We start from the raw sequence: 26,047 nt of genomic DNA on the forward strand, positions 1-26,047 counted from the left end.
TCACCTGGCGCCATGCCCGCCGGCTGGCGGCGCAGGCCGGCCGGGACGATACCAACGAGACCGCGGTGGCCCGGGTCCTCGACGAGCTGCTCACCCGGGCGCAGGCCGGCCCGGTGCTGGACAAGGCGAGTGCCCGGGTCGCGGCGCGGACCCGGGTGGCCGCCGCCGCGCACCGGCCCCCGCCCGTCGAGGAATCCGAGGCACAGGCTGACGAGGACGACGAGTTGGACGGGCAGACCAGTACGACCGTGGTCCCGATGGGGATCTTCGACGCCCGCGTCGAGGCCGAGAGGTGGCCGTATTGACCGCCATCCTGCCCCGCCCGCGCGCCGGGGACCCCGACGACGCTGAGCCGTCGACGGAGAATCCGTTGACCACCAAGGAGGGATGGCGGCGGTTCGTGGACGCCGAACCGAACCCACCGGCCCTGCTGGCCGAGGCGGCGTTGGCGGGGCTGAGCGCGGGCCGGCGGGTCGGGTATGACGAGGCGCGAATGGAGTACCACGCCGATTTGCCGTTGGTGAACACGCCGGTCATCCGGCAGGTCATCGCGACGAGCCGGTTGCTGATCCAGCTCAACCGCAACCAGATCTCCGCCCGCCGGGGCGTGATCATCAGCGGAGCGTCGGGCACCGGGAAGACCACGGCGCTGAGCCAGCTCGGCCGGGCGCATGACCTCGCCGCCCGCCGGCGGCACCCGCAGGATCGGCACCGGTTGCCGGTCGTCTACATCACGGTCCCTCCGGCGGCGACACCACGAATGGTGGCGGTGGAGTTTTCCCGGTTCTTCGGCCTGCCGGCACCTCGTTCGGCGAACCTCACCGACGTGACCAACGCGGTCTGCGCCACCGCCGCCCGCACCCACGTCGATCTGGTGCTGGTCGACGAGATACACAACATCAGCCTCGCCACCCGGGCCGGCGCGGAGGTGTCGGACACGCTGAAGTACTTCGCGGAGCGGCTGCCGGCCACGTTCGTCTACGCCGGCCTGGACGTCGACGAGATCGGCCTGTTCGCCGGCACCCGGGGCCGGCAGATCGCCGGCCGGTTCACCCTCATCCCCGCGCGGCCGTTCGACTACGGCACCACCGAGCAGCGTGAGACCTGGCGCGGTCTGGTCTCGACCATGGAGGCCAGCCTGCGGTTACACCGCCACCAGCCCGGCACTTTGACCGGGCTGGACGAATACCTGTTCGCCCGCACCAGCGGCATGATCGGCAGCCTGTCGCACCTGGTGCGCGGCGCGGCGGTCCTGGCCATCCAGGACGGCACCGAACAGATCACGAAAGACCTGCTCGACCTGATACCCGTCGACCACGCCGCGCAACGCGCCCACGTCCAGAGACCGGGACGGCGCGGCAAGGCGAAGAAGTGAGCGACTGGCGGCGGTTGCCGATCCCGCTGGCGCCTGCGCGGAACGAAACCCTCACCTCCTGGCTGCGTCGTCTCGATCTAGTGCACGGACTGTCCAGCAGCACGCTGGCCCAGCACGTCGGCATCCAACGGCGCCTCAGGCACGTCGACGCCGCCGCTGCCGCGCTGCGCCGGCTTGCGGCCATCACCGGCTACCAGCCCGTTGGACTGGCCTGGGCGCTGCCCGAGCTGCGGGTTCCGCCGCCGGCGTGGCGCAGCCTGCGTCACCTGGCCCAACGTGCCTGTCCCCGCTGCACCGCTCGGCATGAGGGCGGCCAGGTGCGGCGGCTGTTCGCCCACGACGAGTACCTGTGCACCCGGCACGGCTACCGGGTCGGCCCGCCGGACGGGATCCACGACGAGCCGCCCCTCCTGCTCGGCGCGCGGCTGCCGGAGTTGGGCGCCGCACAACACCGACTGCGGCGCACCACCCGCCGGCCGCCGGCACGGTTGGACGATCACCTTCGACGCCACCGTCTCGGCAACCCGTATCTGCCTGGACCTGCGGTTCAGCGCACCACACCACCCCCTCTGGCGACGATGGGAGCAGCGTCTCGACCTGCTCTTGCCAGACGGCTACCGGCGGTCGCTGTTCATGGCCGCGATCTTCCCGGAAGTCACCGCGCTCGCCGCCGTGATCGCCTCACCCACCGGACGAACCACGCAACAACGGCGGGCGGAATTCCGCCCCTTCCTCGACGCCTGCGCGGACGCGCTGGGCTGCCGAGGCGAGGCCGACGCCCTGACAGACACGATCATGACCTGGGCAGACACCCGGGCGGCGCGTTCCCGGATGGAGCCGGCCGCGATCTACCCCGACACGATCCACCACCACGACGGCAGCCCTCGCGTCACCGAGAAGCAGGTGCTGGCCGAGCAACGCATCGCGCACCGCTTCGCCCGGGACCGACGCGCACCCCGCACCTTCACCCCAGTAGCGCCGCTGCCCTACGCCCACCGGCCAGCACCAGCCGCCACCGGGAGGCCGACCTGATCCCGAAAGTCCATGAACGCGGCCCCATCCACGGGCTCGGCCCGCTACTGCGCTACCTGTTCGGCCCCGGCGAGAACAACCACCGCGGTGGCAAGCACGACAACCCTCGCGTCATCGCCGCCTGGGCCTACGCCACCTGCGGCGACCTCTCCGACCTGCAACCACCGGCGAACCCGAACGGCCGCCGCTCGCCACGACGGCTGACCGAACTCCTCGCCCAGCCCGTCGCCATCGGCTGGAACCCACCTACCCTGCCGGTCTGGCACTGCTCAATCCACAACCACCCCGACGACTCGATCCTGTCCGACCACCAGTGGAAACACATCGCCACCGAGATCACCGCCGCGACCGGCATCGCTCCGCACGACGACCTGTCCGCAGCACGCTGGATCGGCATCCGCCATGCCGACAACCACATCCACATCGTCGCCACCCTGGTCCGCCAAGACCGACGCACCGTCTGGCCCCGCAGCGACTACCGCCGCTGCCAAGCCTGCTGTCGCCACCTCGAACAGCACTACGAGCTACACCGCGTCCACGGCCACCACACCAACAAGCGCCTCCCCACCCCAGCCGAGCTGAACAAGACCGCCCGCCAACACCGTGAGGAAGTACCCCGCCACCAGCTCCGACGCGCCGTTCACGCCGCCGCCGACGCCAGCACCGGCGAACAGGGCTTCCTTGACCGTCTCCGCGCGTCCGGCCTGCTTGTCCGGCCTCGCGCCGACCCCACCAACCCGAACCGGCTCACCGGCTACGCCGTCGCGCTGCCCGACGACCACAACGCCGCCGGAGACACGATCTGGTACAGCGGATCCACCCTCGCCGTCGACCTCAGCCTGCCCCAACTACAGCGCCGCTGGCAGACACCATGACCACCAAACCACCCGCCGGGCGCCGTCACCGCCCGCACACATCCCCGGGCAGGCAGAACCGCCTCTCCGTCCGCCTCAGCGACGACGAACACCACGAGATCGCCACCACCGCTCACCAACTCGGGCTGACACCAACCGGGTTCTGCGCCCAAGCCGCCCTCGACACCGCCCGCAACCTACACACCACCGCCACCGAACAGATCGAGAACGAAAGCCTGGCCACCCTGCAAGCCGAGCTGTTCCGCACCCGCGTGGCGCTCAACCAGCTCCGTGCCGAACTCATCCACACCCGCGACAACCGAGCCTCGACAAAAGCTCTAGACACGACCATCACCAACACCGGCGATGCCCTGGCCAACCTCGACAGCGTCGTCTCCCGAATCCACCACCGGCTCGTGTCAGGACGAACTGAAACCCCAACCCCACGGCTCGTGCTGCGTGGGCACGATCAGCAGGGGCGATAGACCAGATGCGTCCAGAGAAGCGGAACGGCGGCCAACCAGTGAAAGGGGGCGGACGCCAGCCGGGTCGATGGAGCGAACCTGGCGTGGCACGCGGCGACCCGGATCGTCGCCAGTCAACATGTATTGATGCGGCGCAAGGAGCTGGATTCACCCAGCAGCACTCCGACTCAGCACGGACCCGGTACGCCGGAACAGCCCGGCCCCGCCACACCACCGGAACCGCCTGATCCTGGCAGGCCACGGCCGGCGGGCCCTCGGGCTTTGCCGTACCTGTTGGCGGGAATCGCGTTCGTCCTCTACGAACTGCTGTCGGTCGTACGCCATCTCACCGGCCGTACAACCGGGTTCGATCTTGGAATCTTCGAGCAGGTGGTCCGGAACTACGCACACCTCAACACCCCGGTCAGCGAGCTCAAGGGGCCGGGCGTCAACATCCTGGGCGACCACTTCAGCCCGATACTGGCGGCTCTCGGCCCGGTCTATCTCCTCTTCCCAAGCCCTATCACGCTACTCACGGTCCAGGCTGCGGCGTTCGCCCTCTCCGTCATACCAGTCACCCGGCTGGCCATCGGCACCTGCGGCACCCGCCTCGGCGGCGTCCTTGGCGCGGCCTACGCGCTGTCCTGGGGGATACAAAGCGCGGTGGTCTTCGACTTCCACGAGACCTGCCTGGCGGTGGTCTTCGTGGCCTTCTGCGTGGAACGGCTGTACCGGCAGGAGTGGTGGGCGGCATTCGCCTACGCCCTTCCCCTGCTCCTCGTCAAGGAAGACCTCGGACTCACCGTGGCCGCGATCGGCATGTACATCGTGCTACGCGGGCCGAAGAAGATGGGCGCGCTACTCGCGCTCGTGGGAGTGGCCGCCTGCTGCCTGACGATGCTGGTCCTGATCCCACACCTCAACGTGTACGGCCAGAACACCTACCTGGGTCACGCCTCCGGCACCGTCGGGAACCCCCTGGTCCGGCTCGTCATGCCCGTCCAGAAGATCGAGACCGTCCTGATGCTGCTCGCCCCGACGGCCTTTCTGGCCCTACGCTCCCCGATCCTGATCATCGCGCTTCCCACGCTCGCCTGGCGGTTCTGGGCAACCAACCCGGCCTACTGGGGGACAGACCTCCACTACAGTGCCGTGCTGATGCCGGTCGTCTTCGCCGCCGCCGCTACAGCCGTGCCGCGCGTCCACACCGCACTGCGGGCGACGCTGCCGCGATACTCCGGGCAGTTCCACCTGGCGATCGGCGCGTGGTGCGTCACGTTCGTCGTCCTGCTGTCCGCGCACTCTCCCATCGGCGAACTCTTCCGTGCCGCGGCCTGGCGACCCGTACTGTCGTCGGCGGAACGGGGAACGCTGGCGACCATTCCGGACCAAGCGACAGTCGCCGCCGAAAACTCCCTGGCCCCGCAGCTCACCAACCGTACGACGGTCTACCTCTTTCCCGAATATCCCAGCCAACGGCTCCGCCCCGACTGGGTGGCAGTCGTTGATCCACCCGTACGGGGACTCGCGCCGGCCGACCAGCAACTGGCCGCGATACGACAACTGCCAGCGCTCGGCTACGAACTGACAGACCGAAGAGAGCAGGTGAGTCTCTACCGGTTGACGCGGTAGGCCCCAGTACCTCCCCGACAACACCGGCCCCACCTCGAATGGCCTTCTGCCGCCGCACGCCAGCTCGCCGAAAGCTACGGAGCCCCGTCGCGGACATCCGCGATGCGTTGCCGAGTGACCAAAGATCCACCGAATCCGCCAACTAAACCTAGACAACTTAGTGGTCGAGTGTCCGGGACTAGATGGCGCAGACCAGGCCAACGCCAGTCCCGCTCGTCACTATCATCTGGACGGGACAGCATGTCCGAGCCGTCCGGTCCGACGCCGCACTACCCGCCGAAGCCCCGCCCGGGGGACCGGGTCGCGGTGGTCTCGCCCTCCGCCGGCCTGCCGGGGCTCTTCCCCGAGGTGTACGAGCTGGGGCTGCGCCGGCTGCGCGCCGAGTTCGACCTGGTCCCGGTCGAGTATCCGACCACCCGGGCGCTGGGCGCCGACCCCCGGGACCGGGCCCGGGACCTCACCGCCGCCTTCGCGGACCCGTCGATCACGGCGGTGCTGGCCACCATCGGCGGCGAGGACCAGATCACCGTCGTCCCGCACCTGGACGACGCGGTACTCCGGGCCAACCCGAAGCCGTTCTTCGGCTACTCGGACAACACCAACCTGCTGGCCCACCTCTTCGACCTGGGCGTGGTCGCCTATCACGGCGGTTCGGTGCTGGTGCACCTCGGCCGGGGCGGCGCGGCGCATCCGGTGACGGTGGAATCGCTGCGTACGGCGCTGTTCGGCGGCGGCTGGCACGAGCTTCCCGAGGTCGCCGAGTACACCGACGAACCCGGTGACTGGGGTGACCCGGCCGGGCTGGACCGGGCCCCGCCGATGTTCCCGGCCGCCGGCCGGCACTGGTACGGGCCCGAGCGGCTGGTCGAGGGGCGGATCTGGGGCGGCAACCTGGAGGTGCTCTCCTGGCTGCTCCGGGCCGGCCGGGTCGGCCCGAACCGGGCGTACGCCGGCTGCGTGCTGCTGATCGAGACCTCCGAGGAACTGCCCCCGGACGTCGAGGTGTACCGGATCCTGCGGGACATGGGTGAGCGCGGGCTGCTCGGCGGCTTTCCCGCCGTACTGGTCGGCCGGGCGAAGGCGTGGGATTTCGCCCGCCGGCACACCCCGGAGCAGAAGCGGGCGTACGCCGACGCCCAGCGGGCCGCCGTACGCCGGGCCTGCGCCGAGTACGCCCCCGACGCGGTACTCGTCTTCGACCTGGAGATCGGGCACACCGACCCGCAGCTCGTCGTCCCGTACGGCGGCGAGGTCCGCCTCGACGCGGCGGCGAAGCGGATCAGCGTCCGCTACTGACCGGCGGCTGCCGAGCGCTGGGCTGTCGATCGGTGGCCGTCGGCTGCTGGCCACTGGACCGCTGCCGGGCGCCGCCGTGGCCGAGCGGACGGTCCACCCGGACCGCCGACCTGGCGGCACTACCTCCGCGCGTCGACTGTCGAGCTGCCCCGCTTGTGCATCCACTGCTGGATGAAGAGAGCCGGATCGAAGGGGGGAGCCGGATCGAGGAGTGCCGGATCGAAGGGGGGAGCCTGATCGAAGGGGGAGCCGCCGACTGCCCCGTCCGTGCACCCAGCTCGACAGTGCGCGCAGGACGGTATGCCGGCCGGGCTGGCCGCCCGATCGTCGGCCGCTTCGTCCCGGGCGGATCCCGGTGCTGCCCGCGCCCGGTTCGACCGACCGGGCCGCCCGGTCAGCGGCCGCCCGGTCAGCGGCCGGCCGCCTCGACGGTGCGCTGGATGCCGTCGAGCAGCAGGCGCAGCCCGAACTGGTAGGCGTCGGCCATCGCCTCCGGGGTGTCGACGAAGCCGCCGGCCTGCCAGGTGCGGTTCATCGCCGGGTAGCGCTCGACGTCGAAGTGCTCCGCCCAGAACGAGTCCCGGTCCGACCACCACTCGTCGGTCGACTGCCCGGTCGTCCGATCGAGTTGGTCGGTCTCGGCCTGCTGCCGGGCGGCGGCGTCGACGAAGGTGACGATCGCGTTGACGGCGGCGGCCACCTGTCGAGCCGGCAGGTCGAGGTCGGTCAGGGCCGCCAGCAGGTACTCCTGCTGGGCCAGCAGCCCCGGTCCGAGCGGTGGGCGGACGGTGGAGACCTCCCGGAGCCACGGGTGGCGCAGGTACATCGCCCGGGTCCGCTCGGCGTACAACTCGATCCGGGCCCGCCAGCCCGGCCGGCGTACCTCGTCCGGGCCGGGAAGGTCGCGTTCGGTCATCACCCCGTCAACCATCAGGTCGATCAACTCGGCCTTGCCGGGGACGTACGTGTAGAGCGACATCGTGCCGACGCCGAGTTCCTCGGCGACCCGGGCCATCGACATGGTGGCCAGGCCCTCCCGGTCGGCGAAGGCGATCGCGCCCTGCCGGATCTGCCGCACCGTCAACCGGGGAGGGCGGCCCCGAGCGGGCTTGCCGGCAGCTCCCGGAGGGCCGGGCGACGGCTGGGCGGTCCAGAGCAACGCCAGGGTGCGGTCGGGATCCCCGCCGCCGCTGCGCTCCACCGGCATCGTCCGCCTCCTCTCGGGTACGGCCCGAATGTTACTTCTCGTATCCAATACGTGAATGGTCGGCCGGCATGCCAGCCGGCGACCGGCTCGGGTACCGGCCGTGGCACCGGGTTTGTCGGGCTCAGGGGATAGGCTTGACGACGGCGTTGAGGAGGGGCCTCCCGGCACGGCAGCGCCTCGGGTCCTGCCTCACCCCGCACCCCCCGCCCGGATCGGGCGTGGGGCACTTTCCGCGTGCCCATCTGCAAGGTTGTGATCTGCGTGCTCACCGGTCTGCTCACCGCCGCGCTCCGCGATCCCGCGCTGGCCCGGGCCCGCTCGTTGGCCCGCACCGGCGGCCCGGACGCCGACGGGCTCGACCTCACCGCCCCGCCCGCGCTGCGGCCGTTCCTGGTCGCCGCCGTGGCAGCCGGGCAGGAGGCGGGCGGCGCCGGACGTCCGGTGCTCGCCGTCACCGCCACCACCCGGGAGGCCGACGACCTGGCCGGCGCGCTGGGCAGCCTGCTGCCGCCGGAGCAGGTCGTGGTCTATCCGGCCTGGGAGACCCTGCCGCACGAGCGGCTCTCGCCCCGGTCCGACACCGTCGGCCGGCGGCTCGGCGTACTGCGCCGGCTGGCCCACCCCGATCTCGACGAGCACGCCGGTCCGGTCCGGGTGGTCGTCGCCCCGGTCCGGTCGGTGTTGCAGCCACAGCTCAAGGGACTGGGCGACCTGGAGCCGGTCCGGCTCGCCGTCGGGGCCGAGGCCGGGCTGGAGGAGACCGCCCGCCGGCTCACCGACCTGGCGTACGCCCGGGTGGACCTGGTCACCAAGCGCGGGGAGTACGCCGTCCGGGGCGGCATCCTGGACGTCTTCCCGCCCACCGACGAGCACCCGTCCCGGGTCGAGTTCTGGGGCGACGAGGTGGAGGAGATTCGCACGTTCGCCGTCGCCGACCAGCGGACCATCGAGACGGTGCCGGCACTCTGGGCGCCACCCTGCCGGGAACTGCTGCTCACCGAGCCGGTCCGGCAGCGGGCCGCCGAGCTGGCCGAACAGCACCCGGAGCTGGCCGAGATCCTGGACAAGCTGGCCGAGGGGATCCCGGTCGAGGGGATGGAGTCGCTCGCCCCGGCACTGATCGGCACGAACTCGCTCGAACTCCTGCTGCACTGCATGCCGGCCGGCAGCCACGTGCTGCTCTGCGACCCGGAGCGGATCCGGACCCGGGCGCACGATTTGGTGCGTACCTCGGCGGAGTTCCTGGAGGCGAGCTGGGCCGCGGCCGCCGTCGGCGGCCAGGCCCCGGTCGACCTCGGCGCCGCCGCCTTCAAGACCCTGGCGGAGGTACGCGCCACCGCCGCCGCCCTGCGCCAGCCCTGGTGGTCGGCGTCGCCGTTCGGCCTGGTCGACGGCCTTCATCCGGTCCGTAGCGCCGTCAATCGGCGCGGAGGCCGAATTATGGCCGAGGCTCCCGGCCCGGGCGCCGCCGCCGAGCCGTGGGCGGTGGAGCCGGAGCCCGAGGTGACGGTGGTGCCGGACACCGGCGAGTCGCTGGCCCTGGCTGCCCAGCCGGTACCGCTTTACCACGGCGAGACGGCCCGGGTGGTCGACGATCTCAAGCGCTGGGTCGGCGACGGCTGGGGGGTGGCGCTGGTCTTCGAGGGGCACGGGCCGGCGCAGCGCGCCGTCGAGGTGCTCCGGGACGCCGGGCTCGGCGCCGCGCTGACCGAGAGCGTGCCGACCCCGCCGGCCGCCGGTGAGCTGGTGGTGGCCTGCGGCTCGCTCAACCACGGCTTCCTGGACACCGCGTCCCGGGTCGCGGTGGTGACCGGCAACGACATCACCGGTGGCCGGGGTTCGTCGACCCGGGACATGCGCAAGATGCCGAGCCGGCGGCGCAACACCATCGACCCGCTGGAGCTGCGGGCCGGCGACTACGTCGTGCACGAACAGCACGGCATCGGCCGGTACGTCGAGCTGGTCCAGCGCACCGTCAACGGCGCCGACCGGGAATACCTGGTCATCGAGTACGCGGCCAGCAAGCGCGGCCAGCCCGGCGACCGGCTCTTCGTCCCGACCGACCAGCTCGACCAGCTCTCCCGGTACGTCGGCGGCGAGCAGCCGACGCTGCACAAGATGGGCGGCGCCGAGTGGCAGAAGGCCAAGGCGCGGGCCCGGAAGGCGGTCAAGGAGATCGCCGCCCAGCTCGTCCAGCTCTACGCCGCCCGCAAGGCGTCCAAGGGGCACGCGTTCGCCCCCGACACCCCGTGGCAGCGGGAGCTGGAGGACGCCTTCCCGTGGACCGAGACGCCGGACCAGCTCTCGGCGATCGAGGAGGTCAAGCGGGACATGGAGCAGTCGACTCCGATGGACCGGCTGATCTGCGGCGACGTCGGGTACGGCAAGACCGAGATCGCCGTCCGGGCCGCGTTCAAGGCGGTGCAGGACGGCAAGCAGGTCGCCGTGCTGGTGCCGACCACGCTGCTGGCCCAGCAGCACTACAACACCTTCGCGGAGCGGATGGGGCAGTTCCCGATCCAGATCCGGCAGCTCTCCCGGTTCCAGACGCCGAAGGAGGCCGAGCGGACGCTGGAGGCCGCCGCCGACGGCAGTGCGGACATCGTGATCGGCACGCACCGGCTGCTCCAGTCGGCGACCCGGTTCAAGCAGCTCGGCATGGTGGTGGTGGACGAGGAGCAGCGCTTCGGGGTGGAGCACAAGGAGCACCTGAAGACGCTTCGTACCGCGGTGGACGTGTTGACCATGTCGGCGACGCCGATCCCGCGGACCCTGGAGATGGCGATCACCGGCATCCGGGAGATGTCGACCATCGCCACCCCGCCGGAGGAGCGGCATCCGGTGCTGACCTTCGTCGGGGCGTACGACGACAAGCAGGTCGCCGCGGCGATCCACCGCGAGCTGCTCCGCGACGGCCAGGTCTTCTACCTGCACAACCGGGTCGAGTCGATCGACCGGGCGGCCCGGCGGATCCGGGAGCTGGTGCCGGAGGCCCGGGTAGCGGTGGCGCACGGCCAGATGGGCGAGGACGCCCTGGAGAAGGTCATGGTCGGCTTCTGGGAAAAGGAGTACGACGTCCTGGTCTGCACCACGATCGTGGAGTCCGGCATCGACATCCCGAACGCCAACACCCTGATCGTGGAGCGGGCCGACCTGCTCGGGCTGGCCCAGTTGCACCAGATCCGGGGCCGGGTGGGCCGGGGCCGGGAGCGGGCGTACGCCTATTTCCTGTACCCGCCGGAGAAGCCGCTGACCGAGCACGCGCACGAGCGGCTGGCCACCATCGCCCAGCACACCGAGCTGGGCGCCGGGATGTACGTGGCAATGAAGGACCTGGAGATCCGGGGCGCCGGGAACCTGCTCGGCGGCGAGCAGTCCGGGCACATCGAGGGGGTTGGTTTCGACCTCTATGTCCGGATGGTCGGTGAGGCGGTGCAGGTGTTCAAGGGGGAGGCGCCGGAGGAGGAGGTCGACATCAAGATCGACCTGCCGGTCGACGCGCACCTGCCGCACGACTACATCGGGGTGGAACGACTGCGCCTGGAGATGTACCGCAAGCTCGCCGAGGCCCGGGACGCCGGCCGGCTGACCGAGGTGGTGGCCGAGATGACCGACCGGTACGGCGAGCCGCCCGAGCAGGTCGCCAACCTGGTGGCGGTGGCCCGGTTCCGGCTGCTGGCCCGGGCGTACGGGCTCACCGACGTCTCGGCCCAGGGCCGGCACCTGCGGTTCTCTCCACTGCCGCTGCCGGACTCGAAGCAGCTCCGGCTCAAGCGCTACCACCCGGACGCGGTCTACAAGCCGGCGACCGACCAGGTGAGCGTGCCGCGCCCGACGACCCGGCGGATCGGCGGCGAGCCGCTGCGTGACCAGGTGCTGCTGGACTGGTGCGCCCAACTGCTCAAGGACGTGCTGGGTGACCCCGTGCCGGCCTCGGGAAGCGCTGCGTGAGAGAGTGTCGAGCATGCAGCGTGCCCGTCGTCTGGCTTCGATCGCGGTCATTGCCGTTCTCGGCACCACCGTCCTGTCCGCCTGTCGGTCCGACTCCAGCGTCGCCGTCTACCTCGGGGACAAGAAGATCACCGAGGACGAGGTGACCTCGGTACTCGACGACGTCCGGAGCAAGGTGCCGCCGGGTGGGCACGCGCCGAGCGCCGCGCCCGCGCCGGACGCCCCCGAGCTGAAGGCGCCGACCCGGGCCCAGGTGGTCGGCACCCTGGTGATGCGGGAGGTCTGCCTCAAGCTCGCCGCCGACAAGGGCTTCAAGCCGTCGGAGCAGGCCCCGATCGAGGAGGTCGCCCGGGCGACCGGCCTGCCGGCGGACTCCCGCTACGCGCGGCTCTTCTCCGAGCTGGACGCCTGCCGGGCCGGCATTCCGGTGAGCCAGCCGGTCGCGCCGACCCAGGAGGAGCTGATGGACGTGGTGGCCCGGGGCCGGGCCGCCGGGGTGATCCCGCCGGACGCCAAGGACGGCGAGGCCGGGCAGCAGCTCGACGGTGACGTGCTGCGGCGCGCTCTGGCGATGCGGAACACCCTGACCGAGGCGCTGGAAAGCTCCGACGTCACGGTCAACCCGCGCTACCGGCCGTTGGAATACCCGGTGCTGACCTTCTCGGACAGCAGCCCGGCGCTGGTCGTGCCGATCGGCCAGTCCGGCGCCGACACCGTGGTCGACGCCCGCTGAGCGGCGCCCGACCCACCGCCCGCGCCACCGGCCCTGCCGCAGATGACCCCGCCGTCGACCAGCCCCACCGGCCGATGACCGGCGCACCGCCCGGCCCGGCTGGTCGGATCGTGCTGCTGGTCACCTCGCCCCGGCTGCCGGCCGGGCTGCTGACCGCGCCCGCCTGGGACGTCGTACGCGGCTTCCCGGTGTTGGCCGGCGCGGAGAGCGAGCTGGCCACGGCGGTACGCGCGGCCGGTGCCGAGGTGACGGTCACCGGGACTCCGGTGCCGGACCTGCTGGCCACGGTCGCCGCGCACGGTACGGCGGTCTGGCTGGCCGGCCCGGCCGGCGACGAGGACCTGGCCCGGGAGCTGGGGCTGCGACTGGCCCGCCAACCCGGGCTGGCCGAGCTGGAGCTGATGTACGGCTCCTGGGACCCGCCCGGTGCCCGGCTGCTCGACGCGGTCGCGGTGATGGACCGGCTCGCCTCGCCCGGCGGCGACCCGTGGAAGCGGGCGCAGACCCACGCCTCCCTGGCGCAGTATCTGCTAGAGGAGTGCTACGAGGCGTACGACGCCATCGCGGCGAACGATCTCGTCGCGCTCCGCGAGGAGTTGGGGGACGTGCTGTTGCAGGTGGTGCTGCACGCCCGGCTGGCGGAGAACCTGCCCGAGGACGAGCGCTGGTCGATCGACGACGTGGCCGGTGGCCTGGTGGCGAAGATGGTCCGGCGCAACCCGCACGTCTTCGCCGACACCGAGGTCGGCGGCATCGACGAGATCATCGAGAACTGGGAGCGAATCAAGCGGGCCGAGAAGCCCCGGGCTTCGGTGCTGGACGGGGTCGCGCTCTCCCAGCCGGCGCTGGCGCTGGCGGCGAAGGTGCTGCACCGGGTCGACCGGGCCGGGCTCGACCTGCCGCCGCCGGAGCCTGCCGCCGAGGCGGACGAGACGGTCCGGCTGGGCGCGAGCCTGCTGGGGACGGTGGCCCGGGCCCGGGCGGCGGGGCTGGACGCCGAGGCCGCGCTGCGCCAGGCGACCCTGGACTATGCGGCCACGGTCCGCGCGGCCGAACGAAATTCCGTCCCGCCGTCCTGACGCCGGGGCGGTGCTGATCGACGTTCCGGGTGCGGACCGAGCGCCGCGCCGCCGAGACGCCCGCCGGAGAACCAGCCCGCCAGGCAGTGATCTGATCGGCTCCGGTGCGCTGCCGGCCGGGCCACCTCGGGCCCGTCTCGTTCCACTCTGTGTCGGCACCTTTCCTGGAGCGTGCGCGGACGGTGCAGGGGATGGCATGATGGATTGAAGTATATGAATGGTTGGCGATCCTGTCGGTCACGGCGCCGCCCGGTCGGAACCGGTCCGGGCCGCCCGTAGCGGGCCGTACCCGGCGCCGACCCGGTTCTGAGGAGCCAGTGTCATGACCATGCCCCGTTCTGGACGCGTACCCGCCCGGGGCCGCACGGCCCTCGCCGCCCTTGCCGTACCGGTCCTCCTCGCGGGGGCGCTCGGCAGCGCCGGTCCGGCCGGCGCGGCCGATCCGCCGCACCGGGTGGCCAATCCGTATGCCGGAGCCCGGGTGTATGTGAATCCCGAGTGGTCCGCCCGGGCCGCCGCCGAGCCCGGTGGCGGCGCGGTCGCCGACCAGCCGACCGCCATCTGGCTGGACCGGATCGCCGCGATCGAGGGAACGGACGGGGCGATGGGCCTGCGCGACCATCTGGACGCCGCCGTGGCGCAACGGGCCGACCTCGTACAGGTGACCCTCTACAACCTGCCGTCCCGCGACTGCGGCCGGCCGACCCCGCAGGGCGAACTCTCGATCGACGAACTCGACCGGTACCGGACGGAGTTCATCGATCCGATCGTCGAGATCCTCGCCGCCCCCCGCTACGCCGGCCTGCGGATCGTCGCCTTCGTCGAGCCGAACTCGCTGCCCAACCTGGTCGTGAACACGAGCCCTCGGCACACCGCCACCTGGGCCTGCGACGAGGTGCGGGCCCGGGGCACCTATCCGGACGGGATCGGGTACGCCCTGGCCCGGCTCGGCGCCCTACCCCACGTCTACCCGTACCTGGACATCAGCCACCACGGCGAACTCGGCTGGCCGGACAACTCCGGCCCGGTGGCGGCACTGCTGCGCCAGGCCGCGACCACCGCGGGCAGCACGCTGGCGAACGTGCACGGCTTCGTCGCCAACACCGCGAACTACTCCGTGCTGCACGAGGAGTACTTCCGCGCCGACACCGTCGTCAACGGCCAGCCGGTGCACCAGTCGAGGTGGGTCGACTGGAACCCGTTCGTCGACGAGGTGCCGTACGCGCGACACATGCGGGATCTGCTGGTCGAGGAGGGCTTCGCCGCGCAGGCGAGTCTGCTGGTCGACACCTCGCGCAACGGCTGGGGCGGCCCGGACCGACCCACCGGACCGGCGGCGACGACCGGCGACCTGAACGAGTACGTCGACCGAAGCCGGATCGACCGGCGGGCGTACATCACGAACTGGTGCAACCAGGCGGGCTCCGGCCTCGGCGAGCGGCCGGCCGTCGCCCCGGAGCCGGGCATCGACGCGTACGTGTGGGTCAAACCGCCCGGTGAGTCCGACGGTGCCGATGTCGACCGGGCGTGGGGCCAGCCGTACGAGCCGATGTGCGATCCCACCTACAACCCGTGGCCGGGCGGCTCCGTCCGCAGCACCGGGGCGCTGCCGGACGCTCCGCCGTTCCGGCAGTGGTTCCCAGCACACTTCCGGCAGTTGCTGGCCAATGCCTGGCCGCCGCTCTGACCGCCGGCTAGCGAGATAGCGCGGCGACCGGGGTCAGCGTTTCGGGCGCAGCGTGTCGACCCGGGCCACCGACTGGTCGATCCGCTGCTCGGTGAGGCGCCCGGAGCGGACCAGCCGGACGACGGTGTCGAGGGTCTGGCCGACGACGTTCGGGTCGTACTCCTGCTGGTTGCCGAAGACCAGCAGGTCGACGCCGGCATCCAGGGCCAGCGCGACCGCCTCGTCCAGCCCGAACCGGCTGGTGATCGCCACGGCCTGCATGTCGTCGCTGACCACCGGCCCGCGCCAGCCGAGCCGGCCGCGCAGCAGGTCGGTGACGACCGCCCGGGACAGCGATGCCGGCCGGTCCGGGTCGAGCTTCCGGTTGAGTACGTGCCCGACCAGTACCGAGTCGGCGGCGCCCTTGGCGATCAGCTTCTGGAACGGTTCGAGTTCAACTTCCCGCCACGAGTCGGTGACGTCGACGACGGCGAAGTCGGTGTTCCCGGTCGCGCTGCCCAGCCCGGGAAAGTGCTTGAGCGACGTGCGTACCCCGGCGGCCCGGTGCACCCGGACCTCCTCGGCCGCGTTCCGGACCACCACGTCCGGGTTGGCGGAGAAGCTCCGTTCGAGCTTGCCGACGGCGGGACTGTCCGGGCGCACGTCCAGGTCGACCACTGGCGCGTAGTTGAGGTTGACGCCGATCGAGGTGAGGCTGTGCACGAGTCCTTCCGCCCAGGCCCGGGTGGTCGGGATCGAGTCCGCCCGGCCGATCTCGGCCTCCGACCGGGTGGCCGGGAAACCGTTGTCGGGGTTGAGCCGGGCGACCCGGCCGCCCTCCTGGTCGATCGAGACGAGCAGCCGGCCGGGTGACGCCTGTTTCAGGGCCTTCACCAGTGCGGTCACCTGACCGGGTGAGCTGATGTTGCGGACGGCGTCGGTCTTCAGGTCACGGTCGAAGAGGATGACGCCGCCGAGCCCCTCCCGGATCGCCGTGACGATCCACTCGGCCTCGGTCGCCTGCTGGCCCCGGAAGCCGACCACCAGCAGGCTCGCGATCTTGCGCCGTAGCGCCGCCTCGTCGCGCCGGCCCGGTCCGGGCGGCCGGGACGGGGTGGGCGCGAGCCGGGCCGGCGTCGGGCCCGAGTCGCATCCGGAGACACCCGCCGCCAGCGCGGCCGAGCCGAGGCCGGCGAGCAGCAGCCGGCGGCTGAGACGGGGATCGTTCACCTGATCCACGCTACGGTCGGTGACCAGGGCCGCGCGGCACAATGCGCGCAGCGGCGCGAGCTCCGGGCGGTCGATGCGCGGCGGAGAGCCTCGGTGGTCCCGGTTCGGGTGGCGGTGCCAGGGGGCCGGTCCCGCCCGCTCGGCATCGGCAGGAACGGCTCGGCATCGGCAGGAACCGCACAGCATCGGCAGGAACGGCACGCCGCTCTCCGGCAGTGGCCTGGGCTAGCCGGCCCGGACGGCGACGGTCTCCGCCGGGGGCCGGGCGCGGCGACGGCGGCCCGCGCTCAGCCCGACGGCGATGCCGACCGCCGCCACCAGCACCCCGGCGGTCTGCCCGAGGTGCGGCGGTCGACCGGCCTGGACCGCCGCGGTGAACAGGGTGGCGATCGGCATCACCCCGACCAGTACCCCGGCCCGTTCCACCCCGAGGGTGCGCAGCCCGGTGAACCAGGCGAGGAAGGCGATCACGGTCATCATCGCCGCCAGGTAGCCGAACGCGGCGGCCTCGGTCGGGGTGGGCAGCCGCCACCGGGCCAGCTCACCCGCCGGGATCGCCGCCAGCAGCAGCAGCGGTACCGCCAGCGCGCAGGCGTACGCCGCGACGCGTACCGGCCCGAGCCGGGGCAGTACGGCCGCGGCCAGCAGCGAGAACGCGATCTCGCCGCCGAACGCCCCGAGCGAGGCGACGATGCCGGTCGCGTCCGCCCGACCGCTGCCCTGCACCAGCGCGGTACCGGCGACGACGATCCCGGCCGCCGCGACCAGCCGGAGCGCCGGGCGGCGGCCACCGGTGAGCGGGCCGAGCAGGGCGAGCCCGAGCGGCGCGGCGCCGATGAAGGTGCCCACCACGGCCGGGTCGGCGTGCGGCAGCGCGACCAGGATGCAGGCGTTGAACCCGGCCATCCCGGTCAGCGCCAGCGTGGTCAGCACCACCAGTTCCCGCCGATTCGGCCGGCCGGGCGGAGGCGTGCCGCCGGCCAGCAGTCCCGGAAAGCGCCGGACCAGGGCGAACAGTACGGCGGCGGCCAGCGCGTACCGGGCCGCCTGGCCGGTCAGGTGCGGATAGTCGAGGACGAGTTGACTGATCGAGACGGAGCTGCCGACCAGCACCATCCCGCTGACGCAGAGCAGCACCGCGACCGAGTTCGAGAGCTTCACCGGACCGACGCTAGGGCGCGATTGGTCCATGGGACAGGGCCAAACCAAGGCATCATGACAGGACCATTGGGCCGCGTACCGCCGGGTCGGCCGGCAGGTCGGGCGGATGCGCCGGCCGACGGAGAGCGGACTGATCGTCTAGGTTTGCCCCATGCCACCATTCGTTCCGCTCGCCGAACGGATCGTCGACGCGCTCCTGGCGAGCGACCCCGACCTGGCCTCGTCGGTCGGCGAGCACGGTCTCGACGACCAGTTGCCGGACCGGTCCGCCGACGTGGTGGCCGGGCGGGTGGCGATGCTGCGGGACGCCGCGCACGCCCTCTCCGAGGTGGACGCCGAGGAGTTGGACGTACCGGAGCGGGTCGACCACGCCGTACTCACCGCCCTGGTCGACCGGGGAATTTTCGAGCTGACCGAGGTGCGGTCGCACGAGTGGAACCCGCTGGTGCACAACCCGGGGCCGCTGCTGCACGCGCTGGTCGCCCGGCCGTTCGCGCCGGTCGACGTACGGCTGACCAGCCTGGCCGGGCGGCTCGCGGCCGTACCGGACGCGCTGGCGACGGCGCGGGCCGTGCTCCGCGACGTGCCGCGGATCCACGCCGAGACCGCCGTCGGCCAGTTCGAGGGCACGGCGGCGCTGGTCCGGGGCCAGGTACCGGCCCTGCTGGCCGAGGCGCCCGGCCTGCGCGACACGGTCGAGCCGGTCGCCCGGATGGCGGTCCGCGAGCTGACCGGGTTCGCCGAATGGCTCCGGGCCGGGCTGCGCGACGACGCCGGGCCGGGGCGGGACCCCCGGCTGGGGCGGCGGCTCTGGGAGGGGCGGCTCTGGCACACCCTGGACACCGAACTCGGCGCCCGGCAGGTGCTCGACTCCGCCTGGGCGAACCTGGAGCGGGTCACCGAGGACATCCGGGCGGCGGCGGTCGAGCTGGTCGGTGGCCCGGCGTCGGACGAGACGGTACGCCAGGCGCTGGCGCTGCTCGCCGACGAGCACCCGGACAACTCCTCGGTGGTGCCGCTGGCCCGGACCACCCTGGACGAGGTACTCGACTTCGTCGCCGACGTCGACCTGGTGTCGCTGGTCGACGACACCTGCGTGATCAAGGAGATGCCCGAGCACGACCGGGGGGTCGCGGTCGCCTACTGCGACGCCCCGGGGCCGCTGGAGTCCGCCGCCGTGCCGACCTACTACTGCATCGCGCCGACTCCGGCGGACTGGTCCGCGACCCGGGTGGAGTCGTTCTTCCGGGAGTACAACGACCACATGATCCGCAACCTGACCGTGCACGAGGCGGTGCCGGGGCACTTCCTCCAGCTGGCGCACGCCCGGCGCTACCGGGGCAGCAGCCGGGCCCGGGCGCTCGGCCACTCGGGCCCGTTCATCGAGGGCTGGGCGGTCTACGCCGAGGAGGCGATGGTCGCGCGCGGCTTCGGTGGCCTGGCGGTGCGGTTGCAGCAGCTCAAGATGCAGCTCCGGATGACCATCAACGCGATCCTCGACCAGTTGACGCACTGCGAGGAGCTGTCCGAGTCCGACGGGCTGGCGTTGATGACCGGGCGGGGCTTCCAGGAGGAGGGCGAGGCGGCCGGAAAGTGGCGCCGGGCCCTGCTCACCTCGACCCAGCTCTCCACCTATTTCGTCGGCTACCACCAGGTCGCCGGGATCGCCGCGCGCCGCCCGGACGGGGTACCGGTCCGGCAGTGGCACGACGCGATGCTGGCGTACGGCTCCCCGTCGCCGCGCCACCTGCCCGCGCTGCTCGGCCTGGACGAGTACGACCTCGGCTGACCGAACGTCCCTGTTCCCTCGAAACGCCGCTGAGCTCGGTAAACGCCCTTGTAGCCTGCCAAAGGGAACAACCTTCATGTTCCGCCTGGAGCTGCAGGGAAGGCGAGCCATGTTCAGAAAAGGGATTATCGCCCTGTCCGCCGCCGCAGGTCTGGTGGGTGGACTCCTGGTCACCGGACCGGTGACCGCGATCGGCGACGGCGGCGGCTACGCCGAGCGCCACGAAGGGCGCGACGGCGACGGCGGCGGCCGTACGGAGAACCTGGTCTTCGTACAGACCAACAAGCCGCTCGGCAACACCGTCCAGGTCTACCGGCGGGCCGCCGACGGGGTACTGACCGCGGCCGGCGAGTACGAGACCGGCGGGCTGGGCGGGGCCACGGTCGGCCCGCCGGTGGACGCGCTGGCCTCGCAGGGGTCGCTGGTCTATCACGACGGGCTGCTCTTCGCGGTCAACGCCGGCAGCAACACGGTGACGGTGTTCCGGGTCAAGGGCGACGAACTCGTCAAGCTCGACGTCGTCGGGTCGGGCGGCCTGCTCCCGGTAGGCGTCGGGGTGCACGACGACCTGGTCTACGTGCTCAACGCCGGCGGCGATGGCGTGGTGCAGGGCTACGAGCTGGACGACGACGGCCTGGAGCTGATCGAGGAGGCCCGCCGGTCACTCGGCCTCGGCAACGCCAACCCACCGGCCTTCGGTGACGCCCCGGCCCAGGTGAGCGTCGATCCCAGCGGCCGGTTCGTGCTGGTCAGCACGAAGAGCCACAACACGGTCGAGGTCTTCCCGATCGACCACGACGGCGCGCTCGGTGATCCCGTCAGCAACACGGTCGACGGGACGCCGTTCGGCTTCACCTTCGACCGCGAGGACGGGGTGGTGGTCACCCAGTCCGGCACCAACGCGGTGATCCGGTTCGAGCTCGACCAGGACGGCAAGCTCGTCCCGACCAGTCCGTCGGTGCCGAGCGGCCAGGCCGCGACCTGCTGGATCCAGCGTGTCGGCGACTTCTTCTTCGCGGCCAACGCCGGCAGCTCGACGATCAGCTCGTACCGGCTCGACCCGGACGGCCAGCTCGAACTGCTCGCGGGCGCGGCGGCGGCGCCCGGCGGCGGCTCGATCGACCTGACCGCCAGCGACGGTTTCCTGTACGTGCAGCTTGCGGCGGCCGGCAGCGTGCACGGTTACGAGGTCGGTGAGGACGGCTCGCTCCGGCTGGTCACCACCGTGACCGGGTTGCCGCAGTTCGCCGACGGCATCGGCATGGAGGGCATCGCGGCGACCTGACCGGCATGTCGACACCGACCGTCGACGCTGGCACGTCGAAGATCGGCACGGTCGACCGCTGACGCCGGCCCCGGATCCGCCCGGTGCCGGCGTCCGGCGTCACGCGGGCGGCTGGCCGGCCCCGGTGCGCCGGTCGATCAGTCCGGCACCGGCGGGCAGTTCGAAGGCGCTGCTCTCCACCGCGTCGCGGTAGCGGCTCAGCGCCACCTCGAGTTCGGTGCCGTCGACCGTACCGGTGAAGCTGCCGAGTGCGCCCTCGCTGGTGATGCAGGCGTCGAAGCCGGCCGCCGGCGCGTCGCTGAGCTGGTCGACCTCCACGCAGGTGGCGTGCCGGCCGGCGACGGTGGTGTCGTACTGCCGGATCGTCGCGTCCGGGTCGAGCGCGGCGGCGGTGAGCAGGCCGACCACCACCGGCGGGGTGACCAGGCCGCGCTTGTTCATGTCCGCGAAGATGGTGACCGACGGCTTGGCGTTGGCCGGCGGGGGCGGGGTCAACGTGCAGGTGGGCTTCTTCGTGCTGGTGTCGCAGGCCGTGGTCGCGTCCGCGGTGACCGTCAGCTTGCCGCCCGGATAGGTGTACGCCGCGCGCAGCGGGTCCTGCGACTGCGAGATCGAGGCGTTCCGGCCGCCGGGGAGCTGGTAGTCGGCCGAGTAGGTCAGCTCGTTGGACCGGTCCAGCCGGGCGGCCAGGTCGTTGACCAGGTCTGCCCGCCCGATCACCCGACCGGCGTCGTCCAGGGTCTGGCACCCGGAGACCGTCAGTACGGAAATGATCGCCCCCGCGAGTACCCGGAGTGAGATCGACACAGCCGGCATGGCCCACAGCCTTCACGATCGGGTCAAGCGCGCGCAAACCGGTTCCCACGTACTGTGAAAGAAATCCACAAATGTCGGACGGCCGTACGGCCCGGCGGCCGGGCCCGGAGGCAGCGCCCGGAGCCCCGGGCCCGACCGATAGGCTGCCTGCGGGAGCCTGCGCCGCACCGCCGCGACGGGGACGGACCACCATCGGCTATCGATGGACAGACTTCAATCTCTGAGGAGCAGGACAGTGGCCACCATCGAGGGAATCGTCGCCCGGGAGATTCTCGACTCGCGCGGCAACCCGACCGTCGAGGTCGAGATCGGGCTGGACGACGGCACGGTCGCCCGCGCCGCGGTGCCGTCCGGCGCGTCCACCGGAGCCTTCGAGGCGATCGAGCTGCGCGACGGCGACTCCGACCGCTACAACGGCAAGGGCGTGGAGAAGGCGGTCGCCAACATCGAGGACCGGATCGTCGACCAGCTCGTCGGCTACGAAGCCAGCGAGCAGCGGCTGATCGACCAGAAGATGCTCGACATCGACGGCACCGACGACAAGTCGGAGCTGGGCGCCAACGCCATCCTCGGGGTCTCGCTGGCGGTGGCGAAGGCGGCGGCGAACAGCGCCGAGCTGAGCCTCTTCCGCTACCTGGGCGGCCCGCACGCGCACCTGCTGCCGGTGCCGATGATGAACATCCTCAACGGTGGCGCGCACGCCGACTCCAACGTCGACGTGCAGGAGTTCATGATCGCCCCGATCGGCGCGCCCTCGTTCCGCGAGGCGCTGCGCTCGGGCGCCGAGGTCTACCACGCGCTCAAGTCGGTGCTGAAGAAGAAGGGCCTGGCCACCGGCCTCGGCGACGAGGGCGGCTTCGCCCCCGACCTGCCGACCAACTCCACCGCGCTCGACCTGATCGCCGAGGCGGTCGAGAAGGCCGGCTACCGGCTCGGTACCGACATCGTCTTCGCGCTCGACGTGGCCGCCACCGAGTTCTTCTCCGACGGCGTCTACACCTTCGAGGGCGGCACCAAGACGGCGGACGAGATGACCGCCTACTACCAGAAGCTGGCCGACGACTACCCGATCGTCTCCATCGAGGACCCGCTCTCCGAGGACGACTGGTCCGGCTGGGCCGGGCTGACCGCCTCGCTCGGCGAGCGGGTGCAGATCGTCGGCGACGACCTCTTCGTCACCAACCCGCAGCGGATCGCCCGGGGCATCGCGGAGCGGACCGCGAACGCCGTACTGGTCAAGGTGAACCAGATCGGTTCGCTGACCGAGACCTTCGAGGCGGTCGACATGGCGCACCGGGCCGGCTTCAAGTGCATGATGAGCCACCGCTCCGGCGAGACCGAGGACACCACCATCGCCGACCTGGCGGTGGCCACCGGCTGCGGCCAGATCAAGACCGGTGCGCCGGCCCGCTCCGACCGGGTGGCGAAATACAACCAGCTACTGCGGATCGAGGAGGAGCTGGCCGACGCGGCGCGGTACGCCGGCACGAGCGCGTTTCCGCGTTACCGTTCGAACTGACGGGTCAACCTTCGGGGGAGGGGTGCGACGGCGATGACGCAACGCCGTACGCCGAGCGGGCAGGGTCCGGCTCGACGGCCGGATCGCGGTGGCCGGTCCGGGACGTCCCGGACCGGTCGTGCCGCGGGTCGGGACCCCGGGTCCCGGGCCGAGCCGCGACAGGGCAAGGCCCGCTCCTCCGGAGCCACCCGGGCCGCCGGTTCGACCCGGGCTGCCGGCACCGGCCGGGGCGCGGACGGCTCCCGCTCGGGCAGCCGGCCCGCGGCCGCCCGCCGGACCGTCGCCGCCCGGGCGGTGAAGCGGACGTACGCCCAGCACCCCCGGCGCTACACCGGCCGGGCGACCGTACTCGCCGGGGTGCTGGTGGCGCTCGCGCTGGCCTACACCTATCCGGTGCGGGTCTATCTCAACCAGCAGTCCGACATCGCCCGGATCGAGGCGGCCCAGCAGGCGCAGCGGGAAGTCATCGGTGACCTGACCGAGGAGGCGGCGCTCTGGGACGACCCGGAATACGTGAAGATCCAGGCGAGGGAGCGGTTCTACATGGTGCTGCCCGGCGAGGTGCCGCTGGTGGTGCTCACCGACCACAAGGGCGCCGCCCGGGACGCCGGAGTCGATCCGTCGGCCGCCGAACGGGCCCCGGAGCCCTGGTACGACACCCTCTGGTCCAGTGTGCAGGCTGCCAACGAGCAGCCGGACCAGGCCGGCCGGTGAGCCGTCCCGACCCGGTCGGCGTACCCGGTGGAGTGGGTCGTCCCGGCGCGGAGCCGGCGGCGGCCGGCGTGCCGGCACCGGTGCGGGAGCCGGCCACCGACCCGGACCTGGCGGCGGTCGCCGCCCAGCTCGGCCGGACCCCGCGCGGCACCCGCGCGGTGGCGCACCGCTGCCCGTGCGGCCAGCCCGACGTGGTGGAGACCACCCCCCGGCTCGCCGACGGCACACCCTTCCCCACCCTCTTCTACCTGACCTGCCCGCGAGCGGTGGCCGGGTGCAGCCGGCTGGAGTCCGCCGGGCTGATGCGCGAGATGCAGGAGCGGCTGGGCACCGACCCGGAGCTGGCCGAGCGCTATCTGGCGGCGCACCGGGACTACCTGTCCCGGCGGGAGGCGATCGGCACCGTGCCGGAGATCGCCGGGATCTCGGCCGGCGGCATGCCGGGCCGGGTGAAGTGTCTGCACGTGCATCTCGGGCACGCGCTGGCCGCCGGCCCCGGCGTCAACCCGTTCGGCGACGAGGTGCTGGAACTGCTCGAACAGTGGTGGGCCGACGGTCCGTGCGTCGAGCCGGTGCCCTCGGCCCGGTCGGCGGAGCCGACCGGATGACCGGCGGCGAGCCGGCGACGGTCCCGGCCGAGCTGGTCATCCGGCGGGCCCGGACCGCCGACGTACGCGGGATCCGGGACCTGATCGACACCTACAGTCCGGAACGGCGGCTGCTCAGCAAGGCCACGGTCACGCTCTACGAGGACGTCCAGGAGTTCTGGGTCGCGGTCGACCCGGCCGACGGTACGGTGGTCGGCTGCGGTGCCCTGCACGTGATGTGGGAGGACCTGGCCGAGATCCGGACGGTGGCGGTGCACCCGGCGCACCGGGGCCGCAAGATCGGCCAGCGGATCGTGGCGGAGCTGCTGACCACCGCCCGCGAGCTGGGCGTCGCCCGGGTCTTCGTGCTCACCTTCGAGACCCGGTTCTTCGCCGCCTTCGGTTTCGTCGAGATCGACGGGGCGCCGGTGCCGCAGGCGGTCTTCGAGCAACTGCTCCGCTCGTACGACGAGGGCGTCGCCGAGTTCCTCGGCCTGGAACGGGTCAAGCCGAACACCCTCGGCAACGTCCGGATGCTGCTCAGACTCTGACGACTCCGGCTCGGACGGGTGTAGCCGCTACTCCGACGACGTAGGGTGAAGATCGTGACGAACCGGGTGGCCGCGATCGACTGCGGCACGAACTCGATCCGGCTGCTCGTGGCCGACCTGCCGGACCCGTCCGCCGGGGCGGAGGCCGAACTGGCCGAGGTGGTCCGGCGGATGGAGATCGTCCGGCTGGGTCAGGACCTCGACCGGACCGGGCGGCTGGCACCGGAGGCGCTGGAACGGACCCGGCAGGCACTGGTCGGCTACGCCACCTCGATCGAGTCACTCGGCGTGTCCCGGGTACGCATGTGCGCCACCTCCGCCTCCCGGGACGCCTCCAACGCGGGCGAGTTCCGCGCCATGGTGGTGGACACGCTCGGCGTCGAGCCGGAGGTGGTGACCGGCGACGAGGAGGCCCGGCTCTCCTTCACCGGTGCCGTACGCGGCCTGGGCGACGACGTCCGGGCGCCGTACCTGGTGGTCGACATCGGTGGCGGCTCCACCGAGTTCGTGGTCGGTGGCCGACCGGCCGGTGGCGGCGCGGCGGCGGTGGACGCGGCGGTGTCGGTGGACATCGGCTGCGTCCGGATGACCGAACGGCACCTGCACGGCGACCCGCCGACGCCGGAACAGTTGGCGGCGGCCGAGGCCGACATCACGGCGGTGGTGGACCGGGCGCTGTCGGTGGTGCCGGGGCGGGAGGCGGCCACCCTGATCGGGCTGGCCGGCTCGGTGACCACGGTCGCCGGGATCGCGTTGGGCCTGCCGGAGTACCGCCCCGACCGGATCCACCACGCCCGCATTCCGTACGCCGACGTGCTGAAGGTGACCAGCGACCTGCTGGCCCGCTCGTCCGCCGAGCGGCTGACCATCCCGGTGATGCACCCCGGCCGGGCCGACGTGATCGGGGCCGGTGCGCTGGTGCTCAGAATCGTCATGGAGCGGGCCGGGATGAGCTCGGTGATCGCCAGCGAGCGGGACATCCTCGACGGCATCGCCTACAGCCTGCTGCCGGCGTAGACGGCGTACGTGCCGTCGGTCGTCCAGCGCACTGCCGCACGGTCCACGTCGATGTCGATGTCTATCCGCAACTCCGCCGGACCTGGATA

21 protein-coding genes and 3 pseudogenes are annotated in these 26,047 nt (G+C 72.1%); 19 read left to right on the top strand and 5 right to left on the bottom strand.

What is annotated here, in order from left to right:
- From R6Y94_RS05280 to R6Y94_RS45025, 5 genes and pseudogenes are all read left to right on the top strand, one after another.
- Nucleotides 1-305: pseudogene (locus tag R6Y94_RS05280) on the top strand (integrase); the annotation flags it as partial.
- On the top strand, nt 302-1,375 hold the full coding sequence (locus R6Y94_RS05285; protein WP_318394626.1) for an ATP-binding protein: 1,074 nt from the start codon (nt 302-304) through the stop codon (nt 1,373-1,375). The pseudogene R6Y94_RS05280 and the gene R6Y94_RS05285, both read left to right, overlap by 4 nt.
- Nucleotides 1,372-1,686 (top strand): annotated as a pseudogene (locus R6Y94_RS45020) (TniQ family protein); the annotation flags it as partial. The gene R6Y94_RS05285 and the pseudogene R6Y94_RS45020, both read left to right, overlap by 4 nt.
- Nucleotides 1,687-2,008: 322 nt before the next feature.
- Nucleotides 2,009-2,407: a hypothetical protein gene (locus R6Y94_RS05295; protein WP_318394628.1), complete on the top strand. Its 399-nt coding sequence runs from the start codon at nt 2,009-2,011 to the stop codon at nt 2,405-2,407.
- 299 nt (nt 2,408-2,706) lie between these two features.
- A pseudogene (locus R6Y94_RS45025) lies at nt 2,707-2,874 on the top strand (hypothetical protein); the annotation flags it as partial.
- A gap of 57 nt (nt 2,875-2,931) precedes the next feature.
- On the opposite strand, the gene R6Y94_RS05305 reads toward R6Y94_RS45025, so the two are convergent.
- Nucleotides 2,932-3,189 carry a hypothetical protein gene (locus R6Y94_RS05305; protein WP_318394630.1) on the bottom strand — a complete coding sequence of 86 codons (258 nt, stop codon included), beginning with the start codon at nt 3,187-3,189 and terminating at the stop codon, nt 2,932-2,934.
- Nucleotides 3,190-3,278: 89 nt separating this feature from the next.
- Between R6Y94_RS05305 and R6Y94_RS05310 the strand changes: the two genes are divergently transcribed.
- The 3 genes from R6Y94_RS05310 (at nt 3,279) to R6Y94_RS05320 (ending at nt 6,653) form a co-directional block, all read left to right on the top strand.
- Nucleotides 3,279-3,746 (top strand): plasmid mobilization protein, encoded by a 468-nt coding sequence (locus R6Y94_RS05310; protein WP_318394631.1) that lies wholly within the window; start codon nt 3,279-3,281, stop codon nt 3,744-3,746.
- Between the two features lie 261 nt (nt 3,747-4,007).
- Nucleotides 4,008-5,357, top strand: a complete 1,350-nt coding sequence (locus tag R6Y94_RS05315; RefSeq protein ID WP_318394632.1) for a DUF2079 domain-containing protein — start codon at nt 4,008-4,010, stop codon at nt 5,355-5,357.
- 240 nt (nt 5,358-5,597) lie between these two features.
- Nucleotides 5,598-6,653, top strand: coding sequence for an LD-carboxypeptidase (locus R6Y94_RS05320; RefSeq protein WP_318394633.1), 1,056 nt, complete (start codon nt 5,598-5,600; stop codon nt 6,651-6,653).
- 409 nt (nt 6,654-7,062) lie between these two features.
- Here the strand turns inward: R6Y94_RS05320 and R6Y94_RS05325 are convergent, their stop codons facing one another.
- Nucleotides 7,063-7,860 (bottom strand): TetR/AcrR family transcriptional regulator, encoded by a 798-nt coding sequence (locus tag R6Y94_RS05325; protein WP_318394634.1) that lies wholly within the window; start codon nt 7,858-7,860, stop codon nt 7,063-7,065.
- 261 nt (nt 7,861-8,121) lie between these two features.
- Here R6Y94_RS05325 and mfd point away from each other — a divergent pair, with 261 nt between their 5' ends.
- From mfd to R6Y94_RS05345, 4 genes are all read left to right on the top strand, one after another.
- The gene (mfd, locus tag R6Y94_RS05330) at nt 8,122-11,811 is read left to right on the top strand and encodes a transcription-repair coupling factor (protein ID WP_318394635.1); all 3,690 of its coding nucleotides are present in this window, start codon (nt 8,122-8,124) and stop codon (nt 11,809-11,811) included.
- A gap of 13 nt (nt 11,812-11,824) precedes the next feature.
- Nucleotides 11,825-12,544 (top strand): hypothetical protein, encoded by a 720-nt coding sequence (locus R6Y94_RS05335; protein WP_318394636.1) that lies wholly within the window; start codon nt 11,825-11,827, stop codon nt 12,542-12,544.
- A 74-nt stretch (nt 12,545-12,618) separates the two neighbouring features.
- Nucleotides 12,619-13,623 (top strand): nucleoside triphosphate pyrophosphohydrolase, encoded by a 1,005-nt coding sequence (locus tag R6Y94_RS05340; protein WP_318394637.1) that lies wholly within the window; start codon nt 12,619-12,621, stop codon nt 13,621-13,623.
- Between the two features lie 322 nt (nt 13,624-13,945).
- Nucleotides 13,946-15,310 carry a glycoside hydrolase family 6 protein gene (locus R6Y94_RS05345; protein WP_318394638.1) on the top strand — a complete coding sequence of 455 codons (1,365 nt, stop codon included), beginning with the start codon at nt 13,946-13,948 and terminating at the stop codon, nt 15,308-15,310.
- A gap of 33 nt (nt 15,311-15,343) precedes the next feature.
- On the opposite strand, the gene R6Y94_RS05350 is transcribed toward R6Y94_RS05345, so the two are convergent.
- Nucleotides 15,344-16,519, bottom strand: a complete 1,176-nt coding sequence (locus R6Y94_RS05350; protein WP_318394639.1) for a glycoside hydrolase family 3 N-terminal domain-containing protein — start codon at nt 16,517-16,519, stop codon at nt 15,344-15,346.
- Nucleotides 16,520-16,744: 225 nt separating this feature from the next.
- Nucleotides 16,745-17,680: a DMT family transporter gene (locus tag R6Y94_RS05355; protein ID WP_318394640.1), complete on the bottom strand. Its 936-nt coding sequence runs from the start codon at nt 17,678-17,680 to the stop codon at nt 16,745-16,747.
- A 151-nt stretch (nt 17,681-17,831) separates the two neighbouring features.
- On the opposite strand from R6Y94_RS05355, the gene R6Y94_RS05360 reads away from it, so the two are divergent.
- Both R6Y94_RS05360 and R6Y94_RS05365 read left to right on the top strand, forming a co-directional pair.
- Nucleotides 17,832-19,469 carry a DUF885 domain-containing protein gene (locus tag R6Y94_RS05360; RefSeq protein WP_318394641.1) on the top strand — a complete coding sequence of 546 codons (1,638 nt, stop codon included), beginning with the start codon at nt 17,832-17,834 and terminating at the stop codon, nt 19,467-19,469.
- 109 nt (nt 19,470-19,578) lie between these two features.
- Nucleotides 19,579-20,754 (top strand): lactonase family protein, encoded by a 1,176-nt coding sequence (locus tag R6Y94_RS05365; protein WP_318394642.1) that lies wholly within the window; start codon nt 19,579-19,581, stop codon nt 20,752-20,754.
- A gap of 99 nt (nt 20,755-20,853) precedes the next feature.
- Here R6Y94_RS05365 and R6Y94_RS05370 read toward each other — a convergent pair whose 3' ends face one another.
- Nucleotides 20,854-21,570 (bottom strand): hypothetical protein, encoded by a 717-nt coding sequence (locus R6Y94_RS05370; protein ID WP_318394643.1) that lies wholly within the window; start codon nt 21,568-21,570, stop codon nt 20,854-20,856.
- A 235-nt stretch (nt 21,571-21,805) separates the two neighbouring features.
- Between R6Y94_RS05370 and eno the strand changes: the two genes are divergently transcribed.
- The 5 genes from eno to R6Y94_RS05395 all read left to right on the top strand — a co-directional run bounded on the left by eno (nt 21,806) and on the right by R6Y94_RS05395 (nt 25,958).
- Nucleotides 21,806-23,089: a phosphopyruvate hydratase gene (gene eno / locus R6Y94_RS05375; RefSeq protein ID WP_318394644.1), complete on the top strand. Its 1,284-nt coding sequence runs from the start codon at nt 21,806-21,808 to the stop codon at nt 23,087-23,089.
- Between the two features lie 33 nt (nt 23,090-23,122).
- On the top strand, nt 23,123-23,803 hold the full coding sequence (locus tag R6Y94_RS05380; RefSeq protein ID WP_318394645.1) for a septum formation initiator family protein: 681 nt from the start codon (nt 23,123-23,125) through the stop codon (nt 23,801-23,803).
- Nucleotides 23,804-23,835: 32 nt separating this feature from the next.
- Nucleotides 23,836-24,411 (top strand): DUF501 domain-containing protein, encoded by a 576-nt coding sequence (locus tag R6Y94_RS05385; protein WP_318394687.1) that lies wholly within the window; start codon nt 23,836-23,838, stop codon nt 24,409-24,411.
- On the top strand, nt 24,408-24,941 hold the full coding sequence (locus R6Y94_RS05390) for an amino-acid N-acetyltransferase (RefSeq protein WP_318394646.1): 534 nt from the start codon (nt 24,408-24,410) through the stop codon (nt 24,939-24,941). The genes R6Y94_RS05385 and R6Y94_RS05390 overlap by 4 nt, the downstream gene beginning before the upstream one ends.
- Nucleotides 24,942-25,007: 66 nt before the next feature.
- Nucleotides 25,008-25,958: a Ppx/GppA phosphatase family protein gene (locus R6Y94_RS05395; RefSeq protein ID WP_318394688.1), complete on the top strand. Its 951-nt coding sequence runs from the start codon at nt 25,008-25,010 to the stop codon at nt 25,956-25,958.
- The last annotated feature ends 89 nt before the right edge of the window (nt 25,959-26,047 follow it).

This window comes from Plantactinospora sp. KLBMP9567 (genome assembly GCF_033446045.1).
Taxonomy (GTDB): domain Bacteria; phylum Actinomycetota; class Actinomycetes; order Mycobacteriales; family Micromonosporaceae; genus Plantactinospora.